Genomic DNA, 17,011 nt, shown 5'->3' on the forward strand with positions numbered 1-17,011 from the left:
CCTCTCGTTGCTTGATCACCGAACCTGGATGACGCCGGCGCGCCGAGCCATCCAGCAGCCCAGCTGCCGGTCGATAAAATGCAAATCGTGTGCCACTTCAGTTGGTCAGGGTGCGGCAAAAATGCCCTTTCATCCCGCCGGTGATGGCAAGCCGCCTAAGCAATGCGCCCCGATCAATTAAAGGCAGAATTTGCTTAAATAACAGGCAAATGCCGATCTTTCTTTAGGCATCTTGCCTAAAAGGATTGCAGGACCTACCTTGATGGAAAGATGAATCGAAGAGCCTCTCCAGAAGAAAGGAGACCGACCATGGAAATCACCTCAGCCCGTCCGTCGGCCAAAATCCTGATGTTCCCGGTGGCAGCGCGTGCGGGTGCCTCAAATTTAGGCGTAAAGGCCAAGTTTGCGGCAGAGCTTGCTTCGCTGCGCGATCACCCGCTTGCCCATGGCGAGGCCTGGTATCATGAGGCCGCCATTGCGGAGGCCGAACAGCCTCGCAAGAGCTAGGCGTCTTCCGCGCTGATAGATCGAACAGGCCCACAAATCAAAAACCCGGCGCGATCGCTCGCGCCGGGTTTTTTGTTTGATACAGAGCCGTCGGCTACTGCTTGGTATGCAGGTCGGTGCCGAGCGTATCCCTGACGAAGATCATGCCGATGATCAGCGTCACCGCCGCGATCACCACCGGATACCAAAGGCCATAGTAGATATCGCCCTTGTAGGCGCTGAACGCGAACACGATTGCGGGCAGCAGGCCGCCGAACCAGCCATTGCCGATGTGATAGGGCAGCGACATGCCGCTGTAGCGGATGCGGGTCGGGAACATCTCGACCAGGATCGCGGCGATCGGCCCGTAGACCATGGTCACATAGAGGACCAGGATGAACAGGATGCCGATGACCTTGGCCCAGTTGACCTGTGCGGGGTCGGCAAACATCGCGAACGCGCCCGCTGCCGGAACGCTGTAGACGGTCACCTCGGTGGCGCCCGCGGCCTCATCCTTGGTCAGCACCTTGTCCTTGATCGCCTGTTCGGTCGGGACCGCGGTCTTTTCGCCGGCGCGGATGGCTGCCGCATCGAGCTTCAGTTCAGGATTGGCCGCGACAAAGGCGTCGAGCTTCTGGTCGGCAACCTTGGCGGCAGCGCGCTTCAACGGGTAACCGCCACCCTGAAGCGCGAGGTTGATACCCTTCTTGAAGGCAGCGTCGCTTGCAGCCTTCTTGTCGCCCGCGGCCTTGGCATCATAAGACGCCACGGTTTCGCTGCCGATCATGACACTCGCCGGGGTCCCCGCCGCCGCCGTCGAGACGATGTCGTAAGGCACCGAGTTCTTGGCAAGGAAGTCGGTCGCGATATCGCACGAACTGACCGGCACGCGCGTGCCGGTCGGGTTGAACTGGAAGTTGCAGTCTCCCGGAGCCGCCGTCACCGTGGCGCGCGTGTTCTGCTGTGCGGTGGCGAGCGCCGGATTGGCGGCCCAGGTCAACGCCTTGAACAGCGGGAAGGTGGTGACGACCGCCAGCGCAAGACCGGCCATGATGATCGGCTTGCGGCCGATCTTGTCGGACAGCCAGCCGAAGAAGACGAAGAAGCCCGTGCCGAGTGCCAGCGCAATGGCGATCATGATGTTGACCGACTGCGCGTCGACCTTGAGCACATTGGCCAGGAAGAACAGTGCATAGAACTGGCCATTGTACCATACCACGGCCTGACCGGCGGTGAGGCCGAACAGCGCCAGGATGGCGATCTTGGCGTTTTTCCACTGGCCGAAGGCTTCCGACAGCGGCGCCTTGGAACTCTTGCCCTCTTCCTTCATGCGCAGGAAGGTCGGCGATTCCGAAAGCGACAGCCGGATCCAGACCGAAATGCCGAGCAGGATAGCCGAGACCAGGAACGGAATGCGCCATCCCCAGGCGTTGAAGGCGTCCTTGCTTACGGAATTCTGCACCAGCAGGATGACAATCAGCGACAGGAAAAGGCCGAGCGTCGCCGTCGTCTGGATCCATGAGGTGTAGAAGCCGCGACGGTCGTCCGGCGCATGTTCCGCGACATAGGTCGCGGCGCCGCCGTACTCGCCGCCAAGCGCCAGGCCCTGCAGCATGCGCAGCGCGATCAACAGGATCGGCGCCAGAATGCCCAGTGTCTCTGAACCCGGAAGCAGGCCGACAAGGAAAGTCGACAGACCCATGATCATGATGGTGACAAGGAATGTGTATTTGCGGCCGACGAGATCGCCGATGCGGCCGAACACCAGCGCGCCGAACGGGCGCACGATGAAGCCGGCGGCGAAGACCAGCAGCGTGAAGATGTAGCGGGTGCTTTCGGGAAACGAGTTGAAGAAGGTCAAGCCGATCGCGCCGGCCAACGCTCCGTAGAGATAGAAATCATACCATTCGAAAACCGCGCCCAGCGAGGAGGCGAAGATGACCTTCTTCTCCTCTCGTGTCATGCCGCGGCTGGCTCCGCCGGCGGTCGATGCCAATGCCATTGAACTGTCCTCCCGTGAATCGTCTGCCTTCGACGCTGGGCGTCATCGTCGGCGTTCCCTCTGAACGCGACTCGAACCAGCCATCAGCGTAAAAAATGACAGAAAGCGACCGCCGGAGGCAGACAGACCTTGGATTTATGACTTTGGTATTAGGTGCAGTGCGGCAAAGGCCGAGGATCAGGTCTTCAGCGCATCGAGCAGGCCGACGGCCGCCATCATGTCGCGTTTGCGGGCCGAGCGGCGTGCGACAGCCTCGGCATCCTGGCCCCAATGCTCGATCTGCCAGTCCTCGTCGACATGGCCGGCGGCCCAAGCCGCGTCGCCATCGAGCGCGCCGTAATCGACCGCCAGCGCCAGCAGCGCCGACCCAGTCAGCGAAGTCATGACATGGATTGCGGCCAGCCGCAGCGGCTCGGCACGCTGGGCAAGATGAGCGCCGAGCACTGCGATGCTCTCGCGCGGCTGCTCGACATGGATGATGCCCTCGGCGAGATTGAACCGAGCCCCTAATGTCGCTCTCGCCCAGTCGATCACCGGATCCCAATGCTGGTTCTGCCGCTCAACCAGCCCCTGTGGCGCGTCGGCGCGGTAGCAGGTCAGATCGGACGAGGCGAAGCGCAAGACGTCCTCCAGCACCGCCTGCGGGTCGCTGGCGACGCCGTCGATGGCGGTGTTGACCAGACGCAGCACCGGCATCGTGACCGGGTCGATGGTCTCGCCCTGTGCAGCGAACTCATTGGCGACCAGGGCGGCGGCCTTTTCGGTCGGCAGCGCCAGCAGCGCCTTGCCCGGCGTGCGCACCGGCTTGCCGTCGAGATGGACGGCAAAACCGTCCTCCACAGCTGCGACCGACACGTCCTTGTAGAAGCGCTTCGGCAGGTGCGTCTTCATCTGGATCTGCGCGCGGCGGACCGGATCCGGATCGGACAGATGCTTTCCCGCTTCGAGGTCGTTGAGGATGTCACGCATGGTCGAACTTTCTATCCAGGTACCTGCTTGCGCGCCGGCCGGTTGACGATGATCAGGCCGACTGCGATCAGCCCAAGCGCCACAAAGATCCTGGTCGTTGGCGCCTCGCCAAGAATGATAGCGCCGCAGAGGACGCCGAACACCGGCGACAGGAAGGCGAAGCTCGACAGGCCCGATGCCGGATAGCGCCTGAGCAGCCAGAACCACAGCACATAGGTGAAGGCAACTATATAGAGCGACTGGAACAGCAGCGCCAATGTCGGCAAGGCACTGACCGCCCGGATCGGCGGGCCGGCGAAAGGCAGAACCAGGACACCGACAATGGCCGCACCGGCCAGCTGATAAAGCAGCAATTTCTCGGCACTGGTCTCGACCAGTTTCGAACGCTTGATGACGATACTGGTCGCCGCCCACAGAATACCGGAGCCGAGGCTGAGCAGATCGCCCATCAAGGTCACGTCGGTGCCGCCGGCAATCCCGTCTGAAAACACCGCCACCAGGCCGCAGAAGGCGAGAACGAGCCCGCCAAGCTTGCGCGCGTTGATACGCTCACCGAGCAGGAAATGGCCGCCGATCAGGACCCAGAACGGCATGGTGTTGACCAGCAGTGTGTTGCGAGCAACGGTCGTGTATTCCAGCCCGATATAGAGGCACAGGAACTCGACGCCGAACAGCACGCCGACAATGATGCCGGCGACAAGCGACCCGTCGGCCTTAAACAACCTGATGCCGCGCAGCCAGCACCAGCCGAGCACACAGAGCCCGCCAATGATCGAACGTGCGATCGAGACGAAAACCGGATCGAAGCCGGCATAGGAGATCTTGGCGGCGACGTAGTTCAGCCCCCAGGAAAAGGTCAGCCCGACCATGATGGAAGCAGCCGCCAGATCGACCGCATCGCGGCGATCCAATGCCGAGGCAACGGCCAATGTCAGTCCTCCGCGCTGGCGTCGTCGAAGCCGATCAGGTTCCAGCTCTGGCACATATGCGGCGGCATCGGCGCGGTGACGTCGATGACGCCCTTGTCCGGGTGCGGAATGACGATGCGGCGCGCATGCAGATGCAGGCGGTTTTGAATGCCGCCCGGAAAGTCCCAGTTGGTGTCGGCCTCGAAATATTTGGGGTCGCCGAGGATCGGGCAGCCGATATAGGCGGCATGAACGCGCAGCTGGTGGGTGCGGCCAGTGTACGGCTCCATTTCCAGCCAGGTCATCGTCTGAGCCGCCTGCTCGATGATGCGATAGTAGGACACGGCGTGGTCGGCGCCCTTTTCGCCATGGGCTGCCACGCGCACGCGGTCGCCGTCCTCGGTCGGTTCCTTGATCAGCCAGGTCGAGATCTTGTCCTCGCGCTTGGGCGGGACACCTTTGACCAGCGCCCAATAGGTCTTCTTGGTCTCACGCGCCCTGAATGACTCGGAAAGCTTCATCGCTGCAAGCCTGGTGCGGGCAACCACCAGCACGCCCGATGTGTCGCGGTCGAGCCGGTGCACCAGGCGCGGCTTCTCGCCCTTCTGGCTGCGCCAGGCCTCCAGCATGTCGTCGACATTGCGGGTGACGCCCGAGCCGCCTTGCACCGCCAGGCCCGCCGGCTTGTTGAAGACGAAGACTTTTGGATCTTCGTGGATCAGCATCTTGGCCAGCACATCGGCGTCGCCCTGGTTGCGGATCGAGTAACCCGTAAGCGCACTCTCGCCCTTCTTGTCGACCTCGAGCGGCGGCACACGCACCACCTGGCCGGGCTCGACACGGCTGTCGGCCTTGACCCGGCCGCCATCGACGCGGATCTGGCCCGAGCGCAGCAACTTCTGCAGATGGCCAAAGCCGAGGCCGGGGAAATGGGTCTTGAACCAGCGATCGAGCCGCATGCCCGCCTCGCCGGCCTCCACCGTGATCTGTTCTACGCCTGCCATGATTTTCGCTTTATCCGTTTCAACGCGTGACCCCGAAAATCTACTCCGGCTTTCGGAAAGGATCATGCGCAAGATCAAAGTTTCTGCAGCGCGTCCAGGAGGATGCGCCGTGCTCCAGGTCGGGGCAATAACACTATGAAACGGTTCTTGCGAGCCAAAGTCCCAGAAACAGGGCAATAATGGCGCCAACGACGCTGGCCAGCGCATATCCCAACGCCGGCAGCGTCGCTCCGCGCTCCCATAGGGTCGCGAAATCGAGCGAAAAGGCGGAGAAGGTGGTGAAGCCGCCAAGGACGCCGGTGGCGACGAACAGCCGGAGCTCATTGGAACCGCCGCGCCGCATCAGCGCGGCGACGAACAGCCCCATGGCAAAGGAGCCGACGATGTTGATCACCATCGTCCCCCAGGGGTAGTTGGGGCCGACGAGGCGCAAGGCGCCGATGTTGGTCAGGTGGCGGATGCCGGCGCCGATGCCGCCGCCGACCACAACAAGAAGCAGATTGAACATGCCCGTTTACTGCCCGGCCAAGGCAGTGCGGTCAATCCCTTCAGGCTAACGCCTCAGGTCGTCTCGACCTTCTTTGCCTTGCTCGAGCCGATCATCTTCCAGTTCTTGTAGAACATGGAATTGATGCGCTCGACGGTGACCGAAACGATGGCCAGAAGTCCGGCGATGAAGCCGGGGAACGGCGACGGGCGGATTATGTCCATGAACACGCAGTAGCGGCGTCCGTCATACTCGTTGACCGAGCGGTGCAGCAGCGTGTCGTCGAAAATATAGAGCGGGTTGTCGTGCCAGTAATTCCTGGCGCCGTTGCATTCGACGAAAACCTCTGCCTTCACCGGCAAGAGATTGTAGAGGATGCGCAGGCTGAGCCGGAGCGGTCCGAAATGCCAGGAAGTCGATTCCTTGCCTCTGAAGACAGACACGGCAATGGTCTTGATGTATTTGAAATCCTTGTTGAATTCCGCGACATTGTCGATCCGGTGCTTGCCGTACCACTGATAGACATACATGCCGCGACGACCGGTGCCGAAATTGGCGTCGATATCGGCGATGATCTCGTCCTTGCGCGCCTTGAAGACGTCAAGAACCTCGTTGACCTCGCGCTGATAATCGGCGGGAAACTGCTCCAGCTTCCACACGCCCGGGTTCCTGTAGCAAACGAGGTCGACCAGCAGATTGAAGGGCGACAGCAGCCAGGTGAAGATGCCATTGCCGAGGAAATAGCCGCGCAACAGCGACAGATCCTTGTTGGCGTTGCGCAGCACATCGATCAGGCCGCAGACGATCCAGATCGTGGTCAGGATCGGAATGAAATAGAATCCGAGCGCGAGCAGCGGGACAGCAATCACAGCCTGGCGAAGCATTTTGCGAAGGGATTTTGTCATTTTCTGTTCGCGCGGCGCGCTGTCCCCGTTCCGAATTATCGCCCGTCCTGGCAGCCTCCCGGCCGAGTCATGCGACGTGATAGGGCTTTTTGTCATGCGGTACAATCACACTGCTGTGACTGGCGGGGACAGAATTTCAGTTCATCGCGGGCAGGCCGAGTTCGTCCCGTTTGTCCCGCGCGCCTATTTTTCCCGCTCGCTGCGCAGCTTTGCCCAATAGTCCAGCCGTTTCTTGATATCGCGCTCGAAGCCGCGTTCGGGCGGATCGTAAAAGGTCTGCCGGCCCATCTTTTCGGGGAAATAGTCCTGGCCGGAAAAGGCATCGGGCTGGTCGTGATCGTAGCGGTAGCCGGCGCCGTAATCCTCCTCTTTCATCAGCTTGGTCGGCGCGTTGAGGATGTGCTTGGGCGGCAGCAGCGAACCGAACTCCTTCGCCGCCCGCGTGGCTGCCTTGAAGGCGGTATAGACGGCGTTGGATTTGGGCGCGGTGGCGAGATAGACGGTGGCCTCGGCGAAGGCCAGTTCGCCTTCGGGCGAGCCGAGGTAGTCGTATGCGTCCTTGGCGGCGTTGGCCACGACCAGCGCCTGCGGGTCGGCGAGCCCGATATCCTCCATCGCCATGCGCACCAGCCGGCGGCCGAGATAGAGCGGATCCTCGCCGGCGTCGAACATGCGGGCGAGATAATAAAGCGCCGCGTCCGGGTCGGACCCGCGCACCGATTTGTGCAGCGCCGAGATCAGATTGTAGTGGCCGTCCTGGCCCTTGTCGTAAATCGGCGCGCGGCGCTGGACGATGCGCTGCAACCCTTCGGGATCAAAAACCTCGCCGGGTTTGGCGGCGCGCCAGACTTCCTCGGCCAGCGTCAGCGAGGCCCGGCCGTCACCATCGCTCATGCGGATGAGCATCGCCCGCGCCTCTTCGTCGAGCGGCAGCGCCCTGCCCTCTGTCTCCTCCGCGCGCGTCATCAGCTTGGCGATGCTGTCCTCGCCCAGCGAGTGAAACACCAGTACCCGCGCGCGCGACAAAAGCGCGGCGTTCAGCTCGAAGGACGGATTTTCGGTCGTGGCGCCAACCAGCACGACGGTGCCGTCCTCCATGACCGGGAGAAACGAATCCTGCTGGGCGCGGTTGAAGCGATGGATCTCGTCGACGAACAGCAGCGTCTGGCGGCCATTGGTGCGGCGCAGCTTTGCCGCCTCGAACACTTTCTTCAAATCGGCAACGCCGGAAAACACCGCTGAGATCTGCTCGAAGGCAAGGCTGGTCTCGCCGGCCAGCAGCCGCGCCACGGTGGTCTTGCCGGTGCCGGGTGGCCCCCAGAAAATCATTGAGCCGAGCGAACCGGAGTTGATGAGCCGCGTCAGTGCGCCGTCGGGGCCGGTCAGATGCTCCTGGCCGACGACCTCGCCAAGGTTTTTCGGGCGCAGCCGATCGGCCAAAGGCCGGCCGGGCGGCGCTCTTTCCGGTTCATCGACGCTGAACAGATCGGCCATCTAGGTCTTCTGGTTGGAGCACGATCCTCAGAAATGGGAAGATCGCCTCAGTAACGCAACACCTGGCGCAGTATCTGCCCGCCGCGCTCGACGGTAAAGCGCCACCAGCGTGTATCCTGCTGGGCAAGCTGCGCCAGTGTCGCCGCCGTATCGACGGTGGTGCCGTTCACCTCGCGCACGATGTCGCCCGGCTGGAAGCCGAAATCGGCGGCCGGCGAATCGCGGTTGATGTCGACCACGGTGACCCCCTTGAGGTCGGTGCGCAGGCCGAGCCGCTGGGCGAGCCTGGGCGACAGTTCCGCGACCTTGGCGCCGGAGAACGGGCTGCGGCCATGCAGGGTCACTTCCGACGCCTTGGCGCCTTCCGGCGCGCGCTCCAGTGCAATCTCCATCGTCGCCTGCTGGCCCTTGCTCAGGATGGCGAAGGTCGCCTTGGTGCCGATCGACAGGGTGGCCATGCGGTAATCCAGCGCCTCGATGCCTTCGACCGTCGTGCCGTTGAGCTGCAGCACGACATCGCCGGGCTTCAGCCCTGCCTTGGCCGCCGGTCCGGCTTCCTCAACCGACGACACCAGCGCGCCGGTCGGCTTATCCATGCCAAGCGATTCGGCGATCTGCGGTGTGACCGCTTCGAACTCGGCGCCTATATAAGGCCGCTCGAAGAAATCGAGCCCGGCCTTGGCCGCGTCGGCGAAGGCGCGCACCATGTTGGCCGGAATGGCAAAACCGATGCCGATCGAGCCGCCGCTGCGGCTGTAGATGGCGGTGTTGATGCCGACCAGCTGGCCGCCCATGTTGATCAGCGCGCCGCCGGAATTGCCGGGATTGATGGCGGCGTCGGTCTGGATGAAATAGCCCGAATCCGAAACGCCGATATGGCTGCGGGCAAGCGCCGAAACGATGCCGCTGGTGGTGGTCTGGCCGACGCCGAACGGATTGCCGATGGCCAGCACCAGGTCGCCGACCTCGAGCGCGTCGGAATCGCCGATGGCGATCACCGGAAACGGCTTGTCGGAGGTGATCTTGAGCACGGCGAGGTCGAGCGTCTCGTCCTTGAGCATGACCTTCGAGGTGAATTCGCGCCCGTCGGCGGTCGCGACCTTGACCTCGTCGGCATCCTTGATCACGTGGAAATTGGTGACGACGACGCCGCTTGGATCGACCAGCACGCCCGAGCCGAGCGATGATTGCGCGCGCGGCTGCGCGCGGCCGAAGAATTCCTCGAAGAAAGGATCGCCGTCGAAGGGCGACGTGACCTTGGCCGTCTGCGAAGCATAGACATTGACCACCGCCGGCGCCGTCTGCTTGACCAGGGGCGCAAACGACAGCTGTACCTCTTCGCGGCCGAACGGCACGCGCTTGTCGGGACCGGAGGTGCCGTTCTCGCCTTCGACGCCATGCAAGAGGTCGGTCAGCACATCGGAGAGCCCCGGATCGGCTGGCTTGGCGGCGTCCTCGGCCAGGGCGTCTTTCACGGCCGGTGCCGCGGCAAAGGCGGCCAGCGCGCAAAGGGCAACAAGAAACAGCCGTTTGAAGTGCATTCCGAATCCTCCAGGTCGGGCGCCATTGTCCCGACGATTGTGCAAAATGAAAGGCTAAGCCGCTGAAATCTGATTATTCTGGCCCGCAAAGCAGCTATAGGTCGGCTTGAAACTGAGAACCTTCGTCGACCTTCATGAAAAAACAACTCCTGTCATTCCGTGACTTTTTGAAGACCGGCACTTTTGGGCCCGTTTCCCCTTCTCTGAAAATGATCGACATCGCCGGTGTGCTGGGTCCGCCTGACGGCTGGGTCACGGAACCTGCAGGGACGATTCCGGTCTATTGGATTTTCGGAAAGCTCGAAATTTCCTTTGATGAAGAAGCACCTCATTGGATGAACTGGTTTCAGATCGAAGAAGCGGGCTATCTCGAAGGTGATTTTGAGGTTCTCACCGATCGCCTTGTGCTCTCATTGGATGGGTTCAGTGGAGAGACGAAGCCTTCGGAATTCCTGGCTGCCGGCCTTTGGGCTCCAGAAGAGGCAGCGGTTTTCTACGCCGCCTTGAGCGACGATATCTTGCTGAACATCTGCGCGGGTCCCATTCAGATTCATTTCCGAGTCGATACAGACTTCATCGAAGATGGGGACGCCCAAAAATACCTGGCCAATTCCACCGTGTCGCAAGTGGTCAGCGATATCGATTCCCGCGCCACCCTCGACAGTATCTATTCCTATCCCCAACCGGCGTTCGAAGAGATCCCCGGCGCCTTCAATTGGAATCTGCTTAGCGGTCGCGACTACCTGACGCTTGCTCGCTAAACGTAAGGCTCGCTAAACATAGGACGCTGGTAACAAAAAGGGGCCCGAAGGCCCCTTTGAATTCATCCAGAAACCCCCAGCCTTATGCGGCCGCGGTTTCCTCATTGGTGCCTTCAGCTTCGAGGCGAGCGCGGTCGCCGGCGCCCTTGGCGTCGGTGTCACGGTCGACGAACTCGATGACCGCCATGGCGGCATTGTCGCCGTGGCGGAAGCCCGCCTTCATGATGCGCAGATAGCCGCCATTGCGGGTGGCGTAGCGCGGCGCGATCGTGTCGAACAGACGCTTGACGACGCCTTCATTGCCGATCTGGGCAATCACCTGGCGGCGCGCATGGAGGTCGCCGCGCTTGCCGAGCGTCACCAGCTTCTCGACGATCGGACGCAGATCCTTCGCCTTCGGCAGGGTGGTGACGATCTGTTCGTGCTCGAGCAGCGACACGGCGAGGTTGGCGAACATCGACTTGCGATGGCTAATGCTTCGGGCGAAGCGGCGGCCTTTAAAACCGTGGCGCATGGCTCTTTTCCTTCTTCAGTTGTTCAAGAGGCCGTGGCCTCTGATGGTTTTCCGCATGACCGTCGGATCGAGCGGCTCACGCCGCCGATCCTTGGAAATTCATGCTCAATATTGGTCTTCGTAACGCTTGGCGAGGTCTTCGATGTTTTCCGGCGGCCAGTCCGGCACTTCCATGCCGAGGTGCAGGCCCATCGCCGCGAGCACTTCCTTGATCTCGTTCAGCGACTTGCGGCCGAAGTTCGGGGTGCGCAGCATCTCGGCTTCGGTCTTCTGGATGAGATCGCCGATGTAGACGATGTTGTCGTTCTTCAGGCAGTTGGCCGAACGCACCGAAAGCTCGAGTTCGTCGACCTTCTTGAGCAGCGCCGGGTTGAAGGCGAGCTCTGTGACGGCTTCGGTGGCGACTTCCTTCTGCGGCTCGTCGAAATTGACGAACAGGCCAAGCTGGTCCTGCAGGATGCGGGCAGCGAATGCCACCGCGTCCTCGCCCGAGATCGAACCGTCGGTCTCGATGGTCATGGTCAGCTTGTCATAGTCGAGAACCTGGCCCTCGCGGGTGTTCTCGACCTTGTAGGAGACCTTCTTGACCGGCGAATACAGGCTGTCGACCGGGATCAGGCCGATCGGCGCGTCTTCGGCGCGGTTGCGGTCTGCCGGCACGTAACCCTTGCCGGTGTCGACTGTGAATTCCATACGGATTTCAGCGCCCTCGTCCAGCGTGCAGATGACGTGGTCGGGGTTGAGGATCTCGACGTCGCCAACCGTCTGGATGTCGCCAGCCAGAACCGCACCCGGGCCCTGCTTGCGAACGACCATGCGCTTGGGACCATCGCCTTCCATGCGGATGGCGATTTCCTTGATGTTGAGGACGATGTCGGTCACGTCCTCACGCACGCCGGCAATCGACGAGAATTCATGCAGAACGCCGTCGATCTGCACGGCGGTGACAGCCGCACCGCGCAGCGAAGACAAAAGCACGCGGCGCAGCGCGTTGCCGAGCGTCAGGCCGAAGCCACGCTCGAGCGGCTCGGCGACCAGCGTGGTCAGCGTCTTCTTCTTCGACGAGAACTCGATCTTGTTCGGCTTGATCAGTTCCTGCCAATTTTTCTGGATCATGATGCTTTCCTTCCGTTGACCCGCCACCATCCAATCGTGGCGGGCGACCTGGAGTGCCGTGGAGGAGCGCCTTGAGGCGCTCACGCGGCGTTCGGTAATGTCTTAGACGCGGCGCTTCTTACGCGGGCGGCAGCCATTGTGCGGGATCGGCGTCACATCACGGATCGAAGTGATGGTGAAGCCGGCCGCCTGCAGGGCGCGAAGCGCCGATTCACGACCGGAGCCGGGTCCGCAGACCTCGACTTCGAGCATGCGCATGCCGTGTTCCTGGGCCTTCTTGGCGACGTCTTCGGCAGCCATCTGGGCGGCGAACGGGGTCGACTTGCGCGAACCCTTGAAGCCCTGGGCACCGGCCGACGACCAGGCAATGGAATTGCCCTGCGCGTCGGTGATGGTGATCATCGTGTTGTTGAAGGTCGAATTGACGTGGGCAACGCCCGACGAGATGTTCTTGCGTTCGCGACGGCGAACACGAGCGGCGTCCTTGGCCATGATAGTCCTTTCAGTTGATCTCTACACCGCCGTAATGCCAGCGGCTCCACCTTTGAAAGCGAGTAGTGAATAGGGACTAGCGAATAGGGACCCCTACTCGCTAATGGCTACTCGCTATTCGCTCACTTACTTCTTCTTGCCGGCGATCGACTTGGCCGGGCCCTTGCGGGTGCGTGCATTGGTGTGCGTGCGCTGGCCGCGAACCGGCAGCGAACGGCGGTGACGCAGACCGCGGTAGCAGCCGAGGTCCATGAGACGCTTGATGTTCATCGACACTTCGCGGCGCAGGTCGCCTTCGACCTGGTAGTCGCGGTCGATGGTCTCGCGGATCTGCAGCACTTCCGCGTCGGTCAACTGGTTGACGCGGCGCTCGGCCGGGATGCCGACCTTGTCGACGATCTCCTGGGCGAACTTCTTGCCAATGCCGTGAATGTACTGAAGCGCAATGACGACGCGCTTGTTGGTCGGAATGTTGACGCCGGCTATACGAGCCATATTCTTCTCTTCTCCATGTGGGACCGGCCGGCCTTCAAAACAAGGCATGCGCGGCGCTGTTCAAATTACCCCGCGTCCGGTGGAGGCCGGCCCTTGCGGGAGTTCCCTAGTTTCAATGCGGCTGCCTTGCCCTTGCGGACAAGCAAGCCTCATGCCTGATAGGAAGACGGGCCGCCATAACCCAGCGAACCGTTCCAGTCAAGCGCAATCTTTACTTTACCGTAACGGTCTCCCGCGTCACCGCCGCGAGCAGCGCTTCAATCTCCGCCGTCACGGTGTCGACAGGAGCCATGCCGTCGACACTCCTAAGCGAGCGTTTGGCGTAATAATAGCCGATCAGCGGCGCCGTCTTCTTGTAATATTCCCGCAGGCGCTCTTCGAACACCACCGGATTGTCGTCCTTGCGCACCGGCTGTCCGGCGGCCTTGGCGTCGTCGGCGCGCTTGACGATGCGGCCGACCAACGCTTTGTCGTCGACGACGAACTCGATCACGGCATCGAGGCCAATGCCGCGCTCGGCGAGCATCGATTCAACCGCATCAGCCTGCACCAGCGTGCGCGGATATCCGTCGAGGATGAAACCGTTGGTGCAATCGGGCTGGTCGATGCGCTCGGCCACGATCGCGTTGACAATGGCGTCGGAAACCAGCTCGCCGGCATCCATCACCGCCTTGGCGCGCTTGCCGACTTCAGTGCCGGCCTGTACGGCGGCCCGCAGCATGTCGCCCGTCGACAGCTGCGGTATGCCGTATTTTTCTACCAGTCTTTGTGCTTGCGTCCCCTTGCCCGCTCCTGGCGGCCCAAGCAATATCAATCTCATCTGGCCTTCTTCCTCCCGCGCAGCTTCGACTTCTTGATCAGGCCCTCATACTGGTGCGCGATCAGGTGACCCTGGATCTGCGCCACCGTATCGAGGGTTACACTGACCACGATCAGAAGCGATGTGCCACCGAGGTAGAATGGTACGCCAGTCGCCGAAATCAGGAACTCGGGCAGCAGGCACACCAGCACCAGATAGATGGCGCCGACGACGGTGATGCGCGTCAGGACATAGTCGATGTAATCGGCGGTGCGCTCACCCGGACGGTAGCCCGGAATGAAGCCGGAATGCTTCTTGAGCTGGTCGGCGGTGTCCTTCGGATTGAACACGATGGCCGTGTAGAAGAAGGCGAAGAACACGATCATTGCCGCATAGAACAGCATGTAGAGCGGCTGGCCGTGGCCGAGCGAGGCGAGCACGGTGCTTGCCCAGGCCGGCAGGTTTGTCGTCTGCGAGAAGCCGGCGACCGTTGCCGGCAGCAAAAGCAGCGACGACGCGAAGATCGGCGGAATGACGCCCGACGTGTTGAGCTTCAGCGGCAGATGCGAGGTATCGCCCTGGAACATGCGGTTGCCGACCTGGCGCTTCGGATACTGGATCAGCAGGCGGCGCTGCGCGCGCTCGAAGAACACGATCAGCGCGATGACGATGATAGCCAGCACGATGATCGCGAGTATCAGCCCGGTCGATAGGGCGCCGGTGCGGCCGAGCTCCAGCGTGCCGGAGATGGCGCGCGGCAGGCCGGCGACGATGCCGGAAAAGATGATCAGCGAAATGCCGTTGCCGATGCCGCGGGCGGTGATCTGCTCGCCCAGCCACATCAGGAACATGGTTCCGCCAACCAGCGTGACGACGGTCGAGATGCGGAAGAACATGCCGGGATCATTGACGATGCCGTTGCCGCCTTCCAGGCCCACCGAAATGCCGTAGGCCTGCACCAGCGCCAGGAGTACCGTGCCGTAGCGCGTGTACTGGTTGATGACCTTGCGGCCCTGCTCGCCTTCCTTTTTCAGCGCCTCCAGCGACGGAATGACCGAGGTCATCAGCTGCATGATGATGGAGGCTGAGATGTAAGGCATGATGCCGAGCGCGAAGATCGCCATGCGCTGCACGGCGCCGCCGGCGAACATGTTGAACATGCCGAGCACGCCCTTGGCCTGCGAAGAGAAGGCCTGCGCGAATGCATCCGGATTGATGCCGGGCAGCGGGATATAGGTGCCGAGGCGATAGACGAGCAGCGCGCCGACGGTGAACCAGATTCGCTTCTTCAGGTCCTCCGCCTTGGCGAAAGCCGCAAAATTCAGATTCGAGGCTAGTTGTTCAGCAGCCGAAGCCATGCCTGATTCTCCGCTAGAGCATGATGCCGAAAAGTGTGAAGCGGTTTTCGGACAACGTCATGCGCTACTTCTTTGATTTGTATGTCACGCTCGATGCCCGCAGCTCAGGCGGCGCGTGGCACCGAAGCTCACGAGATAAGCTCCGGGCTCTAAACATGCAAGCGGCCGCGTTGACGCGGCCGCCTAATTGATTGGATCAAAGCGCAATCGTGAACAAAAACGGATACCGTTCCTGCCGACCGCGCTTCAAATTGCCGTTACTCCGCTGCCGCTTCCGGCAGCTTGACCGAACCGCCGGCCTTTTCGATCTTCTCGATCGCGGCCTTGGAGGCGCCCGCGACGTCGAAGGCAAGCTTTGCCTTGAGCTCGCCGTCCGAGAGGATGCGCACGCCGTCCTTGACGCGGCGGATGACGCCGGCGGCAACGAGCGCCTCGGCCGTCACGGTCGCCTTGGCGTCAAGCTTCTTGGCATCGAGCGCCGTCTGGATACGAGCCAGCGACACGACGACAAAGCTCTTGGCGAAGATGTTATTGAAGCCACGCTTCGGCAGGCGCCGATAGAGCGGCATCTGGCCGCCCTCGAAGCCGTTGATGGCAACGCCGGAGCGCGCCTTCTGGCCCTTGACGCCGCGACCGCCGGTCTTGCCCGAGCCGGAGCCGATGCCACGGCCGAGACGCTTCTTGGAGTGCGTCGCGCCGTCCTTGTCACGCAGATCGTTGAGTTTCATCTGGGTTCTCCTGCGCTTTTGCTCAGCCCTCGTCCACGACGCGGACGAGATGCTGGACGGCAGCGATCATGCCGCGCACCGAGGGAGTGTCCTCCAGAGTGCGCTGCTTGTGCATCTTGTTGAGGCCGAGGCCGACCAGCGTCGCGCGCTGTTCCTTCGGGCGGCGGATCGGCGAACCGATCTGCTCAACGGTGATGGTCTTGGTTGCTTTCTTGGCCATGGTCAAAATCCCTGGTCAGATCGACTATTCTTCAGCCGCAACGGCGGTGCCGCGGCGGGCCTGAAGGGTCGAATACTTGATGCCGCGTGCAGCAGCCACATCCTTGGGATGCATCTGGCTCTTCAGCGCGTCGAATGTGGCACGAACCATGTTGTAGGGGTTCGACGAACCCATCGACTTGGCGACCACGTCATGCATGCCGAGCGTCTCGAAGACAGCGCGCATCGGGCCGCCGGCGATGATGCCGGTACCCTGCTTGGCAGCGCGCAGCAGCACGCGTCCGGCGCCCCAGCGTCCTTCGACGTCGTGGTGCAGCGTGCGGCCCGAGCGCAGCGGCACGAAAATCATGTCGCGCTTGGCCGACTCAGTTGCCTTGCGGATCGCTTCCGGCACTTCGCGCGCCTTGCCGTGACCGAAGCCGACGCGGCCCTTCTGGTCGCCGACGACGACGAGTGCTGCAAAACCGAAGCGACGGCCGCCCTTGACGACCTTGGCGACACGGTTGATGTGGACGAGCTTGTCCACCATGCCGTCATCGCGTTCTTCACGATCGCGGCCGCGGCCGCCATCCCTACGTTCCTGTGCCATATCCTGTTCCTTGTTTTTTTCCGGAAGCACGGTTGCTGATAAGATCCGGTGCGCCTCTTTGGGTCACCGGGGGCGAATTATTTTTCCTTGCATGATCTTGTCCGAAAAGTCTGCAACTTTTTGCTGCGCTGACCTTCGGTTCGG

Annotated in this window: 19 protein-coding genes; 2 read left to right on the top strand and 17 right to left on the bottom strand. The window is 62.0% G+C overall.

What is annotated here, in order from left to right; genetic code table 11:
- Positions 1-309: 309 nt before the first annotated feature.
- Positions 310-507: a DUF2735 domain-containing protein gene (locus X730_RS160255; protein ID WP_023682589.1), complete on the top strand. Its 198-nt coding sequence runs from the start codon at positions 310-312 to the stop codon at positions 505-507.
- Between the two features lie 94 nt (positions 508-601).
- On the opposite strand, the gene X730_RS160250 is transcribed toward X730_RS160255, so the two are convergent.
- The 8 genes from X730_RS160250 to X730_RS160215 all read right to left on the bottom strand — a co-directional run bounded on the left by X730_RS160250 (position 602) and on the right by X730_RS160215 (position 9,796).
- The gene (locus X730_RS160250) at positions 602-2,488 is read right to left on the bottom strand and encodes an MFS transporter (protein ID WP_023682590.1); all 1,887 of its coding nucleotides are present in this window, start codon (positions 2,486-2,488) and stop codon (positions 602-604) included.
- A 177-nt stretch (positions 2,489-2,665) separates the two neighbouring features.
- On the bottom strand, positions 2,666-3,457 hold the full coding sequence (locus X730_RS160245) for an ATP12 family chaperone protein (RefSeq protein ID WP_023738898.1): 792 nt from the start codon (positions 3,455-3,457) through the stop codon (positions 2,666-2,668).
- Positions 3,458-3,468: 11 nt separating this feature from the next.
- Positions 3,469-4,386, bottom strand: coding sequence for a DMT family transporter (locus X730_RS160240; RefSeq protein ID WP_023682592.1), 918 nt, complete (start codon positions 4,384-4,386; stop codon positions 3,469-3,471).
- A 2-nt stretch (positions 4,387-4,388) separates the two neighbouring features.
- On the bottom strand, positions 4,389-5,369 hold the full coding sequence (locus X730_RS160235) for an RluA family pseudouridine synthase (protein ID WP_023825598.1): 981 nt from the start codon (positions 5,367-5,369) through the stop codon (positions 4,389-4,391).
- A gap of 133 nt (positions 5,370-5,502) precedes the next feature.
- Positions 5,503-5,877, bottom strand: coding sequence for a fluoride efflux transporter CrcB (gene crcB / locus X730_RS160230; protein WP_023745020.1), 375 nt, complete (start codon positions 5,875-5,877; stop codon positions 5,503-5,505).
- Positions 5,878-5,930: 53 nt separating this feature from the next.
- Positions 5,931-6,761 carry an aspartyl/asparaginyl beta-hydroxylase domain-containing protein gene (locus X730_RS160225; RefSeq protein WP_023701775.1) on the bottom strand — a complete coding sequence of 277 codons (831 nt, stop codon included), beginning with the start codon at positions 6,759-6,761 and terminating at the stop codon, positions 5,931-5,933.
- 183 nt (positions 6,762-6,944) lie between these two features.
- A complete protein-coding gene (locus X730_RS160220; RefSeq protein ID WP_023825599.1) occupies positions 6,945-8,255 on the bottom strand; it encodes a replication-associated recombination protein A in 1,311 nt (436 codons plus the stop codon).
- Between the two features lie 47 nt (positions 8,256-8,302).
- A complete protein-coding gene (locus X730_RS160215) occupies positions 8,303-9,796 on the bottom strand; it encodes a DegQ family serine endoprotease (RefSeq protein ID WP_023825600.1) in 1,494 nt (497 codons plus the stop codon).
- 134 nt (positions 9,797-9,930) lie between these two features.
- Here X730_RS160215 and X730_RS160210 point away from each other — a divergent pair, with 134 nt between their 5' ends.
- Positions 9,931-10,557 (top strand): hypothetical protein, encoded by a 627-nt coding sequence (locus X730_RS160210; protein WP_155922398.1) that lies wholly within the window; start codon positions 9,931-9,933, stop codon positions 10,555-10,557.
- 82 nt (positions 10,558-10,639) lie between these two features.
- On the opposite strand, the gene rplQ is transcribed toward X730_RS160210, so the two are convergent.
- From rplQ to rpsE, 9 genes are all read right to left on the bottom strand, one after another.
- The gene (gene rplQ, locus X730_RS160205) at positions 10,640-11,071 is read right to left on the bottom strand and encodes a 50S ribosomal protein L17 (protein ID WP_023736689.1); all 432 of its coding nucleotides are present in this window, start codon (positions 11,069-11,071) and stop codon (positions 10,640-10,642) included.
- A 105-nt stretch (positions 11,072-11,176) separates the two neighbouring features.
- Positions 11,177-12,187, bottom strand: a complete 1,011-nt coding sequence (locus X730_RS160200) for a DNA-directed RNA polymerase subunit alpha (protein WP_023682599.1) — start codon at positions 12,185-12,187, stop codon at positions 11,177-11,179.
- Positions 12,188-12,289: 102 nt separating this feature from the next.
- A complete protein-coding gene (gene rpsK / locus X730_RS160195) occupies positions 12,290-12,679 on the bottom strand; it encodes a 30S ribosomal protein S11 (protein WP_023825601.1) in 390 nt (129 codons plus the stop codon).
- Between the two features lie 126 nt (positions 12,680-12,805).
- The gene (gene rpsM, locus X730_RS160190) at positions 12,806-13,174 is read right to left on the bottom strand and encodes a 30S ribosomal protein S13 (RefSeq protein WP_006205445.1); all 369 of its coding nucleotides are present in this window, start codon (positions 13,172-13,174) and stop codon (positions 12,806-12,808) included.
- 211 nt (positions 13,175-13,385) lie between these two features.
- A complete protein-coding gene (locus tag X730_RS160185; RefSeq protein ID WP_023701778.1) occupies positions 13,386-13,994 on the bottom strand; it encodes an adenylate kinase in 609 nt (202 codons plus the stop codon).
- The gene (secY, locus tag X730_RS160180; RefSeq protein ID WP_023825602.1) at positions 13,991-15,331 is read right to left on the bottom strand and encodes a preprotein translocase subunit SecY; all 1,341 of its coding nucleotides are present in this window, start codon (positions 15,329-15,331) and stop codon (positions 13,991-13,993) included. Before secY ends, X730_RS160185 begins: the two co-directional genes overlap by 4 nt.
- 257 nt (positions 15,332-15,588) lie before the next feature.
- Entirely contained in the window at positions 15,589-16,059 is a 471-nt protein-coding gene (gene rplO, locus X730_RS160175) for a 50S ribosomal protein L15 (protein ID WP_023672760.1), read from the bottom strand.
- A gap of 22 nt (positions 16,060-16,081) precedes the next feature.
- Positions 16,082-16,279: a 50S ribosomal protein L30 gene (gene rpmD, locus X730_RS160170; RefSeq protein WP_006205449.1), complete on the bottom strand. Its 198-nt coding sequence runs from the start codon at positions 16,277-16,279 to the stop codon at positions 16,082-16,084.
- A gap of 24 nt (positions 16,280-16,303) precedes the next feature.
- The gene (gene rpsE / locus X730_RS160165; protein WP_006333394.1) at positions 16,304-16,867 is read right to left on the bottom strand and encodes a 30S ribosomal protein S5; all 564 of its coding nucleotides are present in this window, start codon (positions 16,865-16,867) and stop codon (positions 16,304-16,306) included.
- Positions 16,868-17,011: the final 144 nt, after the last annotated feature.

This window comes from Mesorhizobium sp. L103C131B0, from assembly GCF_000502275.1.
Taxonomy (GTDB): Bacteria; Pseudomonadota; Alphaproteobacteria; order Rhizobiales; family Rhizobiaceae; genus Mesorhizobium.

Excerpts from the sequence above, each read along its gene's own strand:
- X730_RS160245 (WP_023738898.1), bottom strand. The coding sequence starts at position 3,457 with ATGCGTGACATCCTCAACGACCTCGAAGCGGGAAAGCATCTGTCCGAT.
- rplO (WP_023672760.1), bottom strand. The coding sequence starts at position 16,059 with ATGAAACTCAACGATCTGCGTGACAAGGACGGCGCGACGCACTCCAAG.
- rpmD (WP_006205449.1), bottom strand. The coding sequence starts at position 16,279 with ATGGCCAAGAAAGCAACCAAGACCATCACCGTTGAGCAGATCGGTTCG.
- X730_RS160200 (WP_023682599.1), bottom strand. The coding sequence starts at position 12,187 with ATGATCCAGAAAAATTGGCAGGAACTGATCAAGCCGAACAAGATCGAG.
- crcB (WP_023745020.1), bottom strand. The coding sequence starts at position 5,877 with ATGTTCAATCTGCTTCTTGTTGTGGTCGGCGGCGGCATCGGCGCCGGC.
- rpsE (WP_006333394.1), bottom strand. The coding sequence starts at position 16,867 with ATGGCACAGGAACGTAGGGATGGCGGCCGCGGCCGCGATCGTGAAGAA.
- X730_RS160220 (WP_023825599.1), bottom strand. The coding sequence starts at position 8,255 with ATGGCCGATCTGTTCAGCGTCGATGAACCGGAAAGAGCGCCGCCCGGC.
- X730_RS160185 (WP_023701778.1), bottom strand. The coding sequence starts at position 13,994 with ATGAGATTGATATTGCTTGGGCCGCCAGGAGCGGGCAAGGGGACGCAA.
- X730_RS160250 (WP_023682590.1), bottom strand. The coding sequence starts at position 2,488 with ATGGCATTGGCATCGACCGCCGGCGGAGCCAGCCGCGGCATGACACGA.
- rplQ (WP_023736689.1), bottom strand. The coding sequence starts at position 11,071 with ATGCGCCACGGTTTTAAAGGCCGCCGCTTCGCCCGAAGCATTAGCCAT.
- secY (WP_023825602.1), bottom strand. The coding sequence starts at position 15,331 with ATGGCTTCGGCTGCTGAACAACTAGCCTCGAATCTGAATTTTGCGGCT.
- rpsK (WP_023825601.1), bottom strand. The coding sequence starts at position 12,679 with ATGGCCAAGGACGCCGCTCGTGTTCGCCGTCGCGAACGCAAGAACATC.
- X730_RS160225 (WP_023701775.1), bottom strand. The coding sequence starts at position 6,761 with ATGACAAAATCCCTTCGCAAAATGCTTCGCCAGGCTGTGATTGCTGTC.
- X730_RS160210 (WP_155922398.1), top strand. The coding sequence starts at position 9,931 with ATGAAAAAACAACTCCTGTCATTCCGTGACTTTTTGAAGACCGGCACT.
- X730_RS160215 (WP_023825600.1), bottom strand. The coding sequence starts at position 9,796 with ATGCACTTCAAACGGCTGTTTCTTGTTGCCCTTTGCGCGCTGGCCGCC.
- X730_RS160255 (WP_023682589.1), top strand. The coding sequence starts at position 310 with ATGGAAATCACCTCAGCCCGTCCGTCGGCCAAAATCCTGATGTTCCCG.
- rpsM (WP_006205445.1), bottom strand. The coding sequence starts at position 13,174 with ATGGCTCGTATAGCCGGCGTCAACATTCCGACCAACAAGCGCGTCGTC.
- X730_RS160235 (WP_023825598.1), bottom strand. The coding sequence starts at position 5,369 with ATGGCAGGCGTAGAACAGATCACGGTGGAGGCCGGCGAGGCGGGCATG.